General features: G+C 64.4%; 14 protein-coding genes. 5 read left to right on the top strand and 9 right to left on the bottom strand.

Annotated features, from left to right (window positions below; all coding sequences use genetic code 11):
- Positions 1–48: 48 nt before the first annotated feature.
- Positions 49–2241: a bifunctional 23S rRNA (guanine(2069)-N(7))-methyltransferase RlmK/23S rRNA (guanine(2445)-N(2))-methyltransferase RlmL gene (gene rlmKL / locus F3J45_RS04455; protein ID WP_167057976.1), complete on the bottom strand. Its 2193-nt coding sequence runs from the start codon at positions 2239–2241 to the stop codon at positions 49–51.
- 561 nt (positions 2242–2802) lie between these two features.
- Between rlmKL and rmf the strand changes: the two genes are divergently transcribed.
- Entirely contained in the window at positions 2803–3018 is a 216-nt protein-coding gene (gene rmf / locus F3J45_RS04460; protein WP_003248687.1) for a ribosome modulation factor, read from the top strand.
- Between the two features lie 151 nt (positions 3019–3169).
- Here rmf and F3J45_RS04465 read toward each other — a convergent pair whose 3' ends face one another.
- Entirely contained in the window at positions 3170–4192 is a 1023-nt protein-coding gene (locus tag F3J45_RS04465) for a quinone-dependent dihydroorotate dehydrogenase (RefSeq protein ID WP_167057979.1), read from the bottom strand.
- A gap of 127 nt (positions 4193–4319) precedes the next feature.
- Here F3J45_RS04465 and F3J45_RS04470 point away from each other — a divergent pair, with 127 nt between their 5' ends.
- The 4 genes from F3J45_RS04470 to F3J45_RS04485 all read left to right on the top strand — a co-directional run bounded on the left by F3J45_RS04470 (position 4320) and on the right by F3J45_RS04485 (position 9319).
- Complete coding sequence (locus F3J45_RS04470) at positions 4320–5522, top strand: CmpA/NrtA family ABC transporter substrate-binding protein (RefSeq protein WP_167057982.1); 1203 nt, start codon at positions 4320–4322, stop codon at positions 5520–5522.
- An 11-nt stretch (positions 5523–5533) separates the two neighbouring features.
- A complete protein-coding gene (locus F3J45_RS04475; protein ID WP_167057985.1) occupies positions 5534–6109 on the top strand; it encodes an ANTAR domain-containing response regulator in 576 nt (191 codons plus the stop codon).
- A gap of 333 nt (positions 6110–6442) precedes the next feature.
- Entirely contained in the window at positions 6443–7654 is a 1212-nt protein-coding gene (locus F3J45_RS04480) for a NarK/NasA family nitrate transporter (protein WP_167057989.1), read from the top strand.
- A gap of 9 nt (positions 7655–7663) precedes the next feature.
- On the top strand, positions 7664–9319 hold the full coding sequence (locus F3J45_RS04485) for a bifunctional protein-serine/threonine kinase/phosphatase (protein WP_167057992.1): 1656 nt from the start codon (positions 7664–7666) through the stop codon (positions 9317–9319).
- Between the two features lie 134 nt (positions 9320–9453).
- Here the strand turns inward: F3J45_RS04485 and F3J45_RS04490 are convergent, their stop codons facing one another.
- The 7 genes from F3J45_RS04490 to F3J45_RS04520 all read right to left on the bottom strand — a co-directional run bounded on the left by F3J45_RS04490 (position 9454) and on the right by F3J45_RS04520 (position 15165).
- Complete coding sequence (locus F3J45_RS04490; protein WP_167057996.1) at positions 9454–10491, bottom strand: OmpA family protein; 1038 nt, start codon at positions 10489–10491, stop codon at positions 9454–9456.
- Positions 10492–10601: 110 nt separating this feature from the next.
- Positions 10602–11168, bottom strand: coding sequence for an RNA polymerase sigma factor SigX (gene sigX / locus F3J45_RS04495; protein ID WP_085625211.1), 567 nt, complete (start codon positions 11166–11168; stop codon positions 10602–10604).
- Between the two features lie 113 nt (positions 11169–11281).
- Complete coding sequence (locus tag F3J45_RS04500) at positions 11282–12106, bottom strand: mechanosensitive ion channel domain-containing protein (protein ID WP_167057999.1); 825 nt, start codon at positions 12104–12106, stop codon at positions 11282–11284.
- Between the two features lie 2 nt (positions 12107–12108).
- Positions 12109–12372, bottom strand: coding sequence for a CrfX protein (locus tag F3J45_RS04505; RefSeq protein WP_167058002.1), 264 nt, complete (start codon positions 12370–12372; stop codon positions 12109–12111).
- A gap of 147 nt (positions 12373–12519) precedes the next feature.
- A complete protein-coding gene (locus F3J45_RS04510) occupies positions 12520–13515 on the bottom strand; it encodes a zinc transporter ZntB (protein ID WP_167058005.1) in 996 nt (331 codons plus the stop codon).
- A gap of 27 nt (positions 13516–13542) precedes the next feature.
- Positions 13543–14034 (bottom strand): ribonuclease E activity regulator RraA, encoded by a 492-nt coding sequence (rraA, locus tag F3J45_RS04515; protein ID WP_167058008.1) that lies wholly within the window; start codon positions 14032–14034, stop codon positions 13543–13545.
- Positions 14035–14172: 138 nt separating this feature from the next.
- The gene (locus F3J45_RS04520; RefSeq protein ID WP_167058011.1) at positions 14173–15165 is read right to left on the bottom strand and encodes an alpha/beta fold hydrolase; all 993 of its coding nucleotides are present in this window, start codon (positions 15163–15165) and stop codon (positions 14173–14175) included.
- Between the last annotated feature and the right edge of the window lie 36 nt (positions 15166–15201).

The raw sequence follows: 15201 nt of genomic DNA on the forward strand, positions 1-15201 counted from the left end.
GCAGAGTTATAGCTATTGGCCACTAACCACGCAACACGTCTCGTCGCTTCAGCGCAACTGCAGGCGCCAGGCGCGGTGGATACGGTTGTTGCGGGCGAAGTCCGGGTCCAGCGTCTGCGCCGTGATTTCCTCCACCGCGTAGCGCGCGCTCAGGTGCTCGTCGAGCTGGAACTTGCGGAAGTTGTTGGAGAAATACAGCACCCCGCCCGGTGCCAGGCGTGCCATGGCCAGGTCCAGCAACTGCACGTGGTCGCGCTGAACGTCGAACACACCTTCCATGCGCTTGGAGTTGGAGAAGGTCGGCGGGTCGATGAAGATCATGTCGTAGCTGTCACGGTTGGCTTCCAGCCAGGCCATGACATCGCCCTGCTCCAGGCGGTTGCGCTCGGAGAAGCCGTTCAGCGAAAGGTTGCGCCGTGCCCAGTCCAGGTAGGTTTTCGACAGGTCGACGCTGGTGGTGCTGCGTGCACCGCCCTTGGCCGCGTGCACGGTGGCCGTGGCGGTGTAGCAGAACAGGTTGAGGAAGCGCTTGCCGGCAGCCTCGCGCTGGATGCGCATGCGCATCGGGCGGTGGTCGAGGAACAGCCCGGTGTCGAGGTAGTCGGTCAGGTTGACCAGCAGCTTGACGCCGCCTTCGTTGACTTCCTGGAAGCGGCCTTCGGTGGCCTGGCGCTCGTACTGGCGGGTGCCGCTCTGACGCTCGCGGCGCTTGAGCACCACGCGCTGGGGGTCGATGTTCAGCGCCTGGGGAATGGCCGCCAAGGCATCGAGCAGGCGCGCCTGGGCCTTTTCCGGGTCGATGGAACGGGGGGCGGCGTATTCCTGCACGTGTACCCAGTCCTGGTACAGGTCGACGGCCAGGGCGTACTCGGGCATATCGGCATCGTACAGGCGGTAGCAGTCGACCTGCTCGCGGCGGGCCCACTTGCCCAGTTGCTTGAGGTTCTTCTGCAGGCGGTTGGCGAACATCTGCGCACCTTCCGACAGGCGCGCCGGCTCGCTGGCCTGGGGCGCCTGGCGGCGTGCGTCGCCGCTGTCGGCCTGGGCCTCGCGGCGCTCGCCAGTCACGAACTGGTCAGGCTGCACCTTGAACAGCAGCAGCTTGCACGGCAAGGCGCCGTTCCAGAAGGCGTACTGCTTGTGGCTGCGAATGCCCATGCGCTTGCCCAGCTCCGGGGCACCGGTGAACACCGCCGCTTCCCAGCCCATGCAGGCCTGGCGCAGGCGCTCGCCCAGGTTCTGGTAGAGGTACAACAGGCTGGCCTCGTCGCCCAGGCGTTCGCCGTACGGCGGGTTGCTGATGACCAGGCCTTTCTGGTTCTGGTCCGGGCGCGGCTCGAAGGTGCTGACTTCGCCTTGGTAGATCTTCACCCAGTCACCCAGGCCTGCGCGCTCGACGTTGTTGCGCCCGGGCTGGATCAGCCGCGGGTCGGCTTCGTAGCCACGAATCCACAGCGGCGGCTTGGCCAGGCCGGCCTGGGCGCGGGCCTGGGCCTCTTCATGAACCTTGCGCCAGGTGGCCGGCACATGGCCCAGCCAGGCGCTGAAACCCCAGCGCTCGCGCTTGAGGTTCGGTGCAATATCGGCGGCGATCATCGCCGCTTCCACCAGGAAGGTACCCACGCCGCACATCGGGTCGGCCAGGGCGCCGCCCTCGGCGGCAATGCGTGGCCAGCCGGAACGGATTAGCACAGCAGCGGCCAGGTTTTCCTTCAGCGGCGCAGCGCCTTGCTGCAGGCGGTAGCCACGCTGGTGCAGGCTGTGGCCCGACAGGTCCAGCGACAGAATCGCCTCGCCACGGTCCAGGCGCAGGTGCACGCGCACATCCGGGTCGACCTTTTCCACCGAGGGGCGCAGGCCTTCGCGGTTGCGCAGTTTGTCGACGATGGCGTCCTTGACCTTCAGGGCGCCGAAGTGGGTGTTGTCGATGCCCGAGCCGAGCCCGCTGAATTCCACGGCCAGGGTGCCGTCGGCAGCCAGGTGGTCGGCCCAGTCGAGCGCATGCACGCCGTCGTAGAGGTCGTCGGCGTTTTTCATGGAGAAGCGCTTGAGCACCAGCAACACGCGGTTGGCCAGGCGTGACCACAGGCACAGGCGGTAGGCGGTTTCCATGTCGGCGGCGCCGCGAATGGCCGAGGTGTGCTCACGCACATCATCCAGGCCAAGGCCCTTGGCCTCTTCGGCAAGCAGGCCTTCCAGGCCTTTGGGGCAAGTGAGATAGAGTTCGAAACGGTCCGACATGAGTATTCCAGCGCCTTGGGCTATTTAAGTGACGGGGCGACGCATCGCCCCGCCGATGTTTGCCCGAACGCCCTTCCAGCAGGCGTTCGAGTGGCCTTCGCGCTGCAGGGTTGCAGTGCGCGGGCCGGGCCGCCTGAACGATCCGCCGCGTGCCAGGTGGCAGAAACAGCTTAGATCATCAGGCAGTACGAATAATTTCCGCCGATTTCAGGGCCGATGTGACCCTTCGTCGCATTTCAAATTATTACTGTCATCGCTCAGCAACGCTGGCGAAATGACGTCAAGGTTCAGCAAACCCCGATCATAGCGGGCCCAACGCCAAACAGGGTTGAGTCGCATTTATTTACTTATCCCCTCACCCTCGGAAAGGTTACGTGCTTATGACAAATCGATCATTCACACCGTGACCTGCATTCGTTAGAACTGGTCCTAGGCCGCTTCGCAACGAGGCGGCACATTCAGCTCGCCACGCCGGCAGCGAGCGCAAACCGGCAGAAAGACTCTGCCCGGCCTCGGAGAGGCCGACGGGACATTACAGTCAACAAGTGAGGGCAACACCCTATGAGAAGACTTAAGCGTGATCCGTTGGAAAGAGCATATTCACGTGGCTACCAATACGGGGTCACCGGCAAATCCCGCGAACTTTGCCCTTTCAATCTTCCTTCCGTTCGCCAAGCCTGGATCAACGGCTGGCGCGAAGGTCGCGGTGATAACTGGGACGGCATGACTGGCACCGCTGGCATCCATAGACTCAACGAAAATCACGCCGTTGGCTGAACGAGGACACTGAATTCGAGTCACCATGCGCGCACTATCCGTGCGGCGGGCTACGGCCCAGGGGCCCCTTGAAGGGGCCCTTTTTTATGGGCCCGATCTTTGATCGGTGGTGGATGCGTCGCGGGTAAACCCGCGAACGCGCCCTGGCCGATCAGCGCGGCATCGCGGCAATGGCATCCACCGCTTCACGAATCAGCGCCGGGCCTTTATAGATGAAGCCCGAATAGATCTGCACCAGGCTGGCACCGGCGGCGATCTTCTCAGCCGCATGGCGCCCCTCGGTAATGCCGCCAGCGGCAATGATCGGCAACTTGCCCGCCAACTCGCCCGCCAGCACCTTGACGATATGGGTGCTTTTTTCCAGCACTGGCGCACCCGACAGGCCACCGGCCTCGCCACCGTGCTCCAGCCCTTCGACGCCTTCACGGCCCAGGGTGGTGTTGGTGGCGATCACCGCATCCATGCCCGACTGCAGCAATGCCGACGCCACCAGCGCGGTTTCCTCGTCGCTCATGTCCGGGGCGATCTTGATGGCCAGTGGCACGCGCTTGCCATGCTCGCTGGCCAGTTGCTCACGGCGCTCGGCCAGGGCATCGAGCAGTTGCTTGAGCGAATCGCCGAACTGCAGGCTGCGCAGGCCAGGGGTGTTCGGCGAGCTGACGTTGACGGTGATGTAGCTGGCGTCGGTGTACACCTTGTTCAGGCAGATCAGGTAATCGTCCACCGCACGCTCGACCGGGGTGTCGAAGTTCTTGCCGATGTTGATGCCCAGCACACCGTCGTAGCGCGAGGCACGCACGCGCTCGAGCAGGTGGTCGACCCCCAGGTTGTTGAAGCCCATGCGGTTGATGATCGCCGTTGCCTGGGGCAGGCGGAACAAACGTGGCTTGGGGTTGCCCGGTTGCGGCCGTGGCGTCACGGTGCCGATTTCGACGAAGCCGAAGCCCAGCTGGGCGAAGCCGTCGATGGCGGCGCCGTTCTTGTCCAGGCCTGCGGCCAGGCCCACGGGGTTTGCGAAGTTCAAGCCCATCACGCTCACCGGCAACGCCGCCGGCTGCTTGCACAGCACGCCATTGAGCCCGAGGCGGCCACCGGCGCCGATCAGGTCCAGGGACAGGTCATGGGAAGTTTCCGGGGAGAGCTTGAACAGCAGCTGGCGGGCCAGGGTATACATGGGCGGGCAAGGCTCGGGGTGAATGAGGGTGCGATTATAGCCAGCGCGGGCCGTGCATGACAGGCCCTTGGCACATGGGTTGCTACATCGCCTGCACACAGCCTATTCAGTACGGGCGAGGACCTTCGTGAACACAACACCCCTAGCCTGGGTAAACGGCAGCGACGCGCCGGAAAAACCCAGCCTCGACATCGGCTTCATGGCCCTGAGCGACTGCGCTTCGGTGGTAGTGGCCGCCACCCAAGGCTTCGCCCAGCAGCACGGCCTGACCCTCAACCTCAAGCGCCAGGGCTCCTGGGCCAGCCTGCGCGACAAGCTGGCCAGTGGCGAACTGGATGCCGCCCATTGCCTGTATGGCCTGGTGTACGCGCTGCACCTGGGCATCGGTGGGGTGCCGGCCAGCCCCATGGCGGTGCTCATGGGGCTGAACCAGAACGCCCAGGCCATCAACCTCTCGCCGGCGCTGCAACGCCAGGGCGTGACCAGCCCTGAAGCATTGGCCCTGCGCGTGCACCAGGCTGGCGCACCGCTGACCTTCGCCCAGACCTTTCCCACGGGCACCCACGCCATGTGGCTGTATTACTGGCTGGCCAGCCAAGGCATCCACCCCTTGCATGACGTGCGCAGCGTGGTGGTGCCACCGGCGCAGATGGCCGCGCATATCCAGGCCGGGCGCATCGACGGTTTTTGTGCCGGTGAGCCTTGGTCTGCCGCCGCCGTGGCACAGGGCCAGGGCTTCACCCTGGCCACCAGCCAGTCGATCTGGCCGGACCACCCGGAAAAGGTGCTGGCCAGTGCCCGCGCCTTTGCCGAGCAGTACCCCAACAGCGCCCGCGCCCTGGTCAAGGCAGTGCTTGCCGCCAGCCGCTTCATCGAGCAAAGCCCGGAGAACCGCCGCAGTACCGCGCAACTGCTGTGCGGCAGCGCCTACCTGGACACGCCCCTGGAAAACATCGAGCCGCGCTTGCTGGGCGATTATGAAGACGGCCTTGGCCATCGCTGGCAAGACCGCCATGGCCTGCGCCTGTTCGACCAGGGCCGGGCGAACCTGCCGTACCTGTCCGATGGCATGTGGTTCATGACCCAGTTCCGCCGCTGGGGGCTGCTGCGTGAAGACCCCGACTACCTGGGCGTTGCGCAACAGGTGCAGCAACTGGCGCTGTACCGCGACGCCGCCACCGCCGTTGACGTGCCCTGCCCCGACAGCGCCATGCGCAGCAGCCTGCTGATCGACGGCACGTGCTGGGACGGCAGCGACCCGTATGGCTACGCCCGCAGCTTCCGCCTGCATGCCCTGGGCGAGCCGCCAGCCGCCCGTACCGGTCTGTGAGGGCCATCGCCATGCTGCGCATCCTGCTGATCGACGATACCCGGAACAAGCTTGGCCGCCTCAAGGCCGCCCTGCGCGAGGCCGGCTTCGAGGTGATCGAAGCGCCAGACCTGACCATCGACCTGCCCGCCTGCATTGAAACGGTGCGCCCGGACGTGGTGCTGATCGATACCGAGTCACCCGACCGCGATGTGATGGAACAGGTAGTGCTGGTCAGCCGCGACCAACCCCGGCCGATCGTGCTGTTCACCGACGAGCACGACCCTGGGGTGATGCGCCAGGCGATCCAGGCCGGGGTCAGCGCCTATATCGTCGAAGGCATTCATGCCGCGCGCTTGCAGCCGATTCTCGATGTGGCCATGGCGCGTTTTGAAAGCGACCAGGCGCTCAAGGCCCAGCTGCAGGCCCGCGACCAGCAACTGGCCGAGCGCAAGCGCATCGAGCAGGCCAAGGGTTTGCTGATGAAGATGAAGGACTGCAACGAGGAGCAGGCCTACACCCTGATGCGGCGCCAGGCCATGAGCCGCCAGCAGAAGCTGATCCAGGTGGCCGAACAGATCATCGCCATGCATGAAATGCTGGGCTAGGGCACCCGCCGCATCGCGACTCCCCACCACGTCTCAATTCCCTGTAGGAGCGAGCGAAGCTCGCGATGGGCTGCGAAGCAGCCCCGGCGTGATGAGCCGCGAAGCTGAAACCTGGGCCGCTGCGCGCCCCATCGCGAGCTACGCTCGCTCCTACCAGGGCGGTGCCGGCCTAGAGAGGAAGAGTTGGCCCAGCTCTTGCTCAACAATCCTCACCGGTAGCCAACGGCGGTTGCCTCAAACACTCCCGACAAAGACGTCGCTTTCCCTTCCACGCCAGTGGACCGGGTAGCGGCGTCTTTTTCGTTTCCGTTGCATTGCCCCGTGAGGTGTTCGATGAGTACCAGCTTCTGGAAGTCCGGGCATGTGCCCACGCTGTTCGCCGCGTTCCTGTATTTCGACCTGAGCTTCATGGTCTGGTACCTGCTGGGCCCGCTGGCCGTGCAGATCGCTGCCGACCTGCAACTGAGCCCCCAGCAACGCGGCCTGATGGTGGCTACACCCATCCTCGCCGGGGCGGTGCTGCGCTTTATCATGGGCGTGCTGGTCGACCGCCTCTCGCCCAAGACCGCCGGGCTGATTGGCCAAGTCATCGTCATCCTGGCGCTGGCCAGCGCCTGGCACCTGGGCGTGCACACCTACGGCCAAGCCCTGCTGCTGGGCGTGTTTCTCGGCGTTGCCGGCGCGTCCTTCGCCGTGTCGTTGCCGCTGGCCTCGCAATGGTACCCACCGCAGCACCAGGGCAAAGCCATGGGCATCGCCGGTGCGGGCAACTCCGGCACCGTGTTCGCCGCCCTGTTGGCGCCCATGCTGGCGGCCGCCTATGGCTGGAACAACGTGTTCGGCTTTGCCGTGCTGCCCTTGCTGCTAGCCCTGGCGCTGTTTGCCCTGCTGGCCCGCAATGCACCGCAACGGCCCAAGCGCAAAGCCATGGCCGACTACCTCAAGGCCCTGGGTGACCGCGACAGCTGGTGGTTCATGTTCTTCTACAGCGTTACCTTCGGCGGCTTCATTGGCCTGGCCAGTGCCCTGCCGGGCTACTTTAGCGACCAATACGGCCTGAGCCCGGTCAGCGCCGGCTACTACACCGCCGCCTGCGTCTTCGCCGGCAGCCTGATGCGCCCGCTGGGCGGGGCCCTGGCCGACCGCTTCGGCGGCATCCGCACCCTGCTTGGCATGTACAGCGTGGCCGCGGTTTGCATCGCTGCCGTGGGCTTCAACCTGCCCAGTGCCACGGCGGCCCTGGCCCTGTTCGTCAGCGCCATGCTGGGCCTCGGCGCCGGCAATGGCGCGGTGTTCCAACTGGTGCCCCAGCGCTTTCGCCAGGAAATCGGCGTGATGACCGGGCTGATCGGCATGGCCGGCGGCATTGGCGGCTTCGCCCTGGCCGCCGGGCTTGGCACCATCAAGCAGCACACCGGCGACTACCAGCTGGGCCTGTGGCTGTTTGCCAGCCTCGGGCTGCTGGCCTGGTTCGGCCTGCACGGGGTAAAACAGCGCTGGCGCACCACCTGGGGTTCGGCGGCGGTGACGGCGGCGCGGGTCTGAGGTGGCCCGATGAGCCTGCAGCTGAGTTTCGCCCAGGCCAGCGCCACCGGCCCGCGCGCGGAAAACCAGGATGCCCTGCGCCTGGTTACCCCGGCGCCTGAACTGGCTGCCAGCAAGGGTTACCTGTTTGCCCTTGCCGACGGCGTCAGCCAGTGCGCCGATGGCGGCCTGGCCGCGCGCGCCAGCCTGCAGGCACTGGCCATGGACTATTACGCCACCCCCGCCACCTGGGGCGTGGCCCAGGCCCTGGACCGCCTGCTGCTGGCGCAGAACCGCTGGCTGCGCGCCCAGGGCAGCCAACCGTTGCTGACCACCCTGAGTGCCCTGGTGCTGCGTGGGCGCCGCTTCACCCTGGCACATGTCGGCGACTGCCGCGCTTACCGCTGGCACGCTGGCCGCCTGCAGTGCCTGAGCCAAGACCATGTGTGGGACCAGCCCGGCATGCAGCATGTGCTCAAGCGCGCCCTGGGCCTGGACCAGCACCTGCTGGTCGACTACCTGGACGGTGAGCTTGAGCCGGGCGAGTGCTATTTGCTGCTCAGCGACGGCGTCTGGGCCAGCCTGGGCGATGGGCATATCCAGGCGGTACTGCGCGAGCAGCCTGACCTGCAGCGGGCGGTGGATACCCTGGTTGCCAGCGCCCACCTCAATGGCAGCCAGGACAATGCCAGCGCCTTGCTGGTGCGCATCGACCAACTGGGCCCGGCAAACCTGGGCGACACGCTGGTGCAGCTGCAGCAATGGCCGTTACCCGGCGCCCTGCGCGATGGCCAGGCAATCGACGGTTGGCAGGTCGAAACCCGCCTGGCGCACAGCCGTCAGTCGTTGCTGTACCGGGTGCGCGACGGCCAGGGCCAGCCGTGGCTGCTGAAAACCTTGCCTGCCGAGCGCGAGCAGGAGCCAGGGGCCGCGCAAGGGTTGCTGATGGAAGAATGGTTCCTGCGCCGGGTAGCTGGCCGCCATTTCCCGGAAGTGCATGCTGCCAGCCAGCGCCAGCACCTGTACTACGTGATGCGCGAGCACCGCGGCCAAACCCTCGCCACGCAGCTTGCCGAGCACGGCCCGTTGCCGTTGGCGAAATGGCTGGAGGTGGCTCGCCAGTTGTTGCAGGCAGTGGGCGTGCTGCACCGGCGCAACCTGCTGCACCGTGACATCAAGCCCGACAACCTGCACGTGGGTGAAGACGGCCAACTGCGTGTGCTGGACTTTGGCCTGGCCTACTGCCCCGGGCTCTCCGAGAGGTCCCGGCACGACCTGCCCGGCACCCCTTCCTACATTGCCCCGGAAGCCTTCGAGGGAGAGCCGCCGAGCCCGCGCCAAGACCTGTACGCCGTCGGCGTCACGCTGTATCAGCTGCTGACCGGGCATTTTCCCTATGGTGAGGTGGAAGCTTTTCAGCGGCCGCGTTTCGGCCAGCCGGTGAACCCCTCGCGCTATCGACCCGACCTGCCCGAGTGGATCCAGCACAACCTGTTGCAGGCGGTGGCGGCAGACCCGGCGCAGCGTTTCGAAACGGCCGAGCAGTGGTTGTTGCTGCTTGAGCGTGGAGACCGTCAGGAACCGGCTGGGCGCCCACGGCCGTTGCTGGAGCGCGAGCCTGTGAAGGTGTGGCGCACGGTGGCGTTGGTGTCGTTGCTGGTGAATTTGGTGTTGTTGATGCTGTAGATAGGCGCCGCTTTGCGCGGCGCATCGCGAGCTGCGCTCGCTCCTACCAGGGGGACATGGACTGTGGTGTGGATGAATTTTGGGCAAAGAAAAACCCGGCCGAGGCCGGGTTTTTCATTGAAGCTTCAAACCAATTACTTGGCCTGGGCTTCTACCTGAGCTTCAACGCGACGGTTGATAGCACGGCCTTCTTCGGTGGCGTTGTCGGCAACCGGACGGGTTTCGCCGTAGCCAACCGACTGAACGCGGCTCGATTCAACACCGTACTGCTGGGTCAGAACCTGCTTAACAGCATTGGCACGACGCTCGGACAGCTTCTGGTTGTAAGCGTCTGGACCTACGGAGTCAGTGTGACCTTCAACCACGGTGGTGGTTTGTGGGTACTGCTTCATGAAGTCAGCCAGGTTCTTGATGTCGCCGTAGCTGTTAGGCTTGACGACCGACTTGTCGAAGTCGAACTTGACGTCCAGCTCAACGCGAACGACTTCGGCAACAGCCGGGCAGCCATCAGCGTCAACGGTAACGTTGGCTGGGGTGTCTGGGCACTTGTCGACGTTGTCGCACACGCCATCGTTGTCGGAGTCGGAGCAGACTTCGGCAACTGGAGCTGGAGCAGCTTCAGCAGCGTGCTTCGGGCTACCGCCGAAGTTCAGGCCAACACCGATGCTCGGGGCCCACTCGGTGTCACCCTGGTCGATGTTGTACTGGGCTTCAACGCCGGCACGGGCGTAGAACATGTCGGTGATGTACCACTTGGCGCCAGCGCCAACGTTGGCGAAGGTCGACTGGTTACGACCGCCACGGCCGGTCTGGCCCAGGGACTGGTGCGAGAAACCTGCCGATACGTATGGACGGATGGCGTCGTACGGGTTGTTGAAGTGGTAAACGGCGTCCAGGGCGGTGTTCGAGCCCTTGATGTTCTTGCCGTCGTCGCCACGAACGTTGTGCACTTCGTCGTAGCCCAGACGCAGTTCAACGTCGTCGGTCAGGAAGTAACCGATCGAACCGCCGAACAGGTTGCCGTCGTTCTTGAAGTCGCGCTGGCTGTCGTAGAATTCTTTCTTGGCAAAGATTTCAGTTTCGACGGCGCCTTGACCTTGTGCCAGAGCGCCAAACGAAGTGGCGGCTACAAGCGAACCAATGGCCAAGCCCAAGGTGTTTTTCAATTTCATCCGTTAAATCCCCATCTGGTGATAGTTAAGCAGTCCCACCAAAATCCGGGGGACAACTCGACGGCAAGTCTAGCAGAACTCGCCGATTCGTTAGAGATATTTACAAGGGACTAAGTTTCATCCAGGCCTGCAAATTTCTCCCGAAGCTTGTCTAGCGCACGCTTGTAGCGCATCTTCGTCGCGCTCAAGCCCATGTGCATGATGTCGGCGATCTCCTGGAATTCCAGCTCTGCAACAAAGCGCAGCACCAGGATCTCCCGGTCGATCGGGTTCACATGCACGAGCCATTTGTCCAGCCCGCCTTTTTCTTCCGGCTTCGGGGCCTTGTCTTCGGAGGCCTCTTCGACAGGGTCCAGACTCAAGGCATCCATCAACCGGCGTTTACGGCGCTCCTTGCGGTACTGGGTAATGCACTCGTTGTAGGTGATGCTGTAGAGCCAGGTTTTGAACTTGGATTTGCCCTCGAAGTTCTTCAGCCCGTACAGCACCTTCAGCATCACTTCCTGACAGACATCATCGGCGTCCCGGTCGTTCCCCAGGTAACGCGCGCAGACATTGAACAGGGTGCGCTGGTAGCGCCGCATGAGTTCCTCATAGGCGCGGGTTACGTGAAACAGCTCCTCGTGCGAACGCGCCACCAACTCCTCGTCCGTGAGTTCGCGGGGGTCGTAACGCAAGGGCGGCGTATGAACTTTATTCAAAACGAATCTGGCCGACAGTCAGGTCAATGTCGCCGCTCGGCCCCGTAGGCCGAATTTCGCGGCGGCATACATTAACAGCTTTTGGGCGGTTAGCGGCTATTGACCCGCTGCTCGAGCAATTCGCGGTTGGACATTGATACCAACTCGCCATCATCTGTCAGCAAAGTCGTCTTGACCGTGCCGATCTCTTCGATCATCCCTTCAACCTCTCCAATCCGCACCTGCTGGCCGACCTGGTAGAGTTCACGCACGTAGATGCCGGCCAGAATCTGCCCGGCAATTTCGCGGCTACCCAGGCCCATGGCCAGGGCAACGGCCAGACCAACGGTAATCAGCCCAATCACGATCACGTGGTTGAGCAGGTCGGTCTTGACCTCAAGCTGGCTGATGGCCACCGAGATACTGATGATGATCACCAGGCCCTGGGTGATGCGCCCAAGGCCTGCCGAGTATTCCAGGCCGATGCCTTCGGCGGCGCCGCGCACCAGGCCGTTGGCCACCTGCGCCAACATCACGCCGGCCAGCAGCACCAGCGCTGCGCCGAACACCTTGGGCAGGTACAGCGCCAGCATGTCGAGGGTCGCGGAAACCCGCTCAAGGCCCAGCGACTCGGCCGCCGACACCAGGAAGATCAGCAGCACGAACCAGTAGACGATCTTGCCGATCAAGGTCGAGATCGGCACCTGGATGCCCACCCGGCCAAACATCTTGGTCAGCCCGGTGCCGGCCATCAGGCGGTCCAGGCCGAACTTGGCCAGCAGCTTGGAGAGCAGTGTGTCGAGCAGCTTGGCCACCACGAACCCGAGCAGCACCACGACCAGCGCGCCAAACAGGTTGGGGATGAAGTTCGCCACCTTGGTCCATAGGGCGGTCATGGCAGTGACCAGGCTCTGGGTCCAGAGATCGAGTTCCATATTCAATCGGCCTTATCTGCTTTGCTGCCAGTGGCAGCGTTGCGGGTAGAGTGTCGGCGCACCGGCGCAACGTGCGCCGAGCCATTGTTCACGGCGATCAGCAGCGCCTGGCTCCAACGGCCAAGCAAGCTGAACAGGTCACCGGCGCCCACCTGGCGGTTGGCGGTTTTCAGTACGCGACCCAGGCAGGCGGCGTCGTCGCGGTCTTCACCGGACGGCGACGCCTTGAGCAGGTCACGCAGGGATTGTTCAAACGGATCGTGCATGGGCACCTCGCGCAATGTCACTCAGAGACGAGGTGGCCAGGCGATGGGTCACACATCGCGCTGCCCTCTTCGCGGGCAAGCCCGCTCCCACAGGGTTATCCGCAGGGCCTTTGTGGGAGCGAAGAGACCGGTACAGGCATGGCATTGTCATACCCAGCGCAACCGCCGGAACATCCACCACTGCCCCACCGCCAGGGCCAGCACGATCAGGCAGGCGACCAGGAAGCCATAAGGGCTGCTTGAACCGGGAATGCCGCCCACGTTTATCCCCAGCAGCCCGGTGAGAAAGCTCATGGGCAGGAAGATGCAGGTGATGATGCTGAAGCGGTACATGGTGCGGTTCATCCGCTCGCTGCGCCGGCGGTCTTCGCTTTCCAGCAGCAGCGCGGCGCGCTCGCGCGCCAGTTCGAGCTCTTCGAGGTAGCGGATCAGGCTGTTGTTCAGCTCGTTCCAGTAGTCGGCATCGGCATCGCAGAACCAGCTCCATTTGCTGCGCGACAGCTGGGCATAGATGTCGCGCTGTGGCGCCAGGAACCGGCGCAAGCCAGCGGCGCGGCGGCGGATCTGCTGCAGGCTGCCGTGCTCAGGGGTATACCGTTCGTCGGATTCAACCTTTTCCTCTTCCAGGTCGACCTGCTCCGACAGGTCGCTGACCAGGCTCTGGACCTTTTCGGTGAGCAAATCGCCCATCAGCAGCAACAGCTCGGACGCCGATTTCGGCCCCCTGCCCTCTTCCAGCTGCTGGAGCATTTCATCGCTGGCCCGCAGCGGGCGCAAACGCAGCGAAATCACCCGCTGGGCCTGGGCATGGATGCGCACCGACACCATGTCTTCGGGTTCGGCGCCGGGGTTCAGGTTGACCCCGCGCAGGAACAGCAACATCTGCTCGCCTGGCTGGGGCAACAACCGTGGCCGGGTGTTTTCCTCCAGCAGCAGTTCGCAGGCGAACTCGCTCAGGCCGCTGTCCTGCAACAGCCAGGTACGGGTCTGTGGATGGCTACGGTCCCAGTGCAGCCACAGGCTTTCCTGTGGCTGCAACTGCAGGTTGTCCAGCTCGGTGCGGGCAATCGGGCGCGCGCCGCCTTTACCATCGAGCACCAGGGCATGCACCAGCCCCCACTGCGCGTTGTCTTCCTCGAACATCAACACTCCATCAGCGCGTGCGGCGCATCACTCCGGCATTTTCAGCGGGCTTGGCGAGATGATCACGCCATTGTTGTCGGCATAGAGGTATTCGCCTGGGCGGAACGTCACTCCGGCGAAGGTCACGGCCACGTTCAGGTCGCCGATGCCCCGCTTGTCGGTTTTCATCGGGTGGCTGGCCAGGGCCTGCACGCCGACGTCGGTTTGGATCAGCACGTCGACATCGCGCACGCAGCCGTAGATCACCAGGCCTTCCCAGCCATGCTTGGCGGCCTTTTCGGCGAGCATGTCGCCCAGCAGCGCACGGCGCAGCGAACCACCACCATCGACCACCAGGACCTTGCCCTTGCCGTCCTGCTCGACTTGCTCCTTGACCAGCGAGTTGTCTTCGAAGCACTTGATGGTGACGATCTGGCCACCGAACGAATCGCGGCCACCGAAGTTGCTGAACATCGGCTCAAGCACCTGGACCAGGTCGGGGTAGGCATCGCACAGGTCGGGCGTTACGTAATGCTGCATGGGAAGCTCCTGTCAGTCACAACGAAAGCGGGTGTCGGACAAGGCTACACCGTAGACGCTGCTGGCGTCATCCGGGACCGGGCAGTCAGTTGTGGTTAACCTGTGCCCCGCGAAGAGGCCGGCACAGGCGAACCAGATTCAGCCTACAGGCACTGGCTCACGCGCCACCGTCGACTCATGCACCGGCAGCAGCGGGTTACGCAACCAGCGCTCCACCAGCGGCCACACCTGCAACTGCGCCGCCTTGCTCACCAGCATGTCGACATGCCCGAACGCCTCGAAGCCTGCTTCAGGCCCCAGGCGCAGGAACTGCTTGCGCGCCCCGCCCAGCTGGTCGAACAGCTTGCGGCAGGCCCATACCGGGTCCTGGAAGTCCCCCGCCCCGGCCACGGCCAGCAACGGCACATCGACCTCTGCCAGCCCGGCCCACCAGTCGCCGTGCTTGTCGCCAAAACGCCCGAACAAGCCATGCCAGCGCAGGCTTTCCAGCGCCAGGCCGATGGGCTCGTCTTCCGGGCCGCGCTTGAACCGCGGCCCGGAAATCTGCCCCCAGCGCTTGAGCAGCAGCTTGGCGCCCCAGGTCACCGGCGGCACCTTCAACGGCCAGTAGACGCGGCTGATCTGGGTGCCGAACATCGCCACGCTGGCCACCAGCTCCGCTGCCAGGAAGCCGCCGCCCAGCGCCGCCGCCAGGGTCGTGCCACCCAGGGAATGGCCCAGCCAGTGCGGCGCCTGGCCGGACTGCTCACGCACGAAGGCGCCAATCAGCGGCAAATCGTCGCGGGCATAGGCGGCCACGCTGTTGTGTTTCCAGTCACGGTTACGCGGGGACAGGCCATGGCCGCGCATTTCAGGAATCCACACATCGAACCCGGCCCGCGCCAAATAGGCGCCCAGGCCAATGCCCTTGGGCGAATACCAGAACCTGCGGTTGGAAAAACTGCCGTGCACAAGAATCACCGGCACGCCTAGGCACGGGCCCTGGTCGGCCAGGCCCAGGCGGGTCACGGCCAGTTCGACGCTGGGGTCCGGGCTGTTGCCGGCCTTGATCCGGTACACGTCTTCGCTGAGGTCGCCGCGGCGTTCGGCACTGAGCAGGGCCACGGGAAATAGGTTGCTGCTGCTTTGCATAAGGTTGCTTAGATAGCACAAAAAAGGGCGGGATCC

Source organism: Pantoea sp. Ap-967 (assembly GCF_011752565.1).
Classification (GTDB): Bacteria; Pseudomonadota; Gammaproteobacteria; order Pseudomonadales; family Pseudomonadaceae; genus Aquipseudomonas.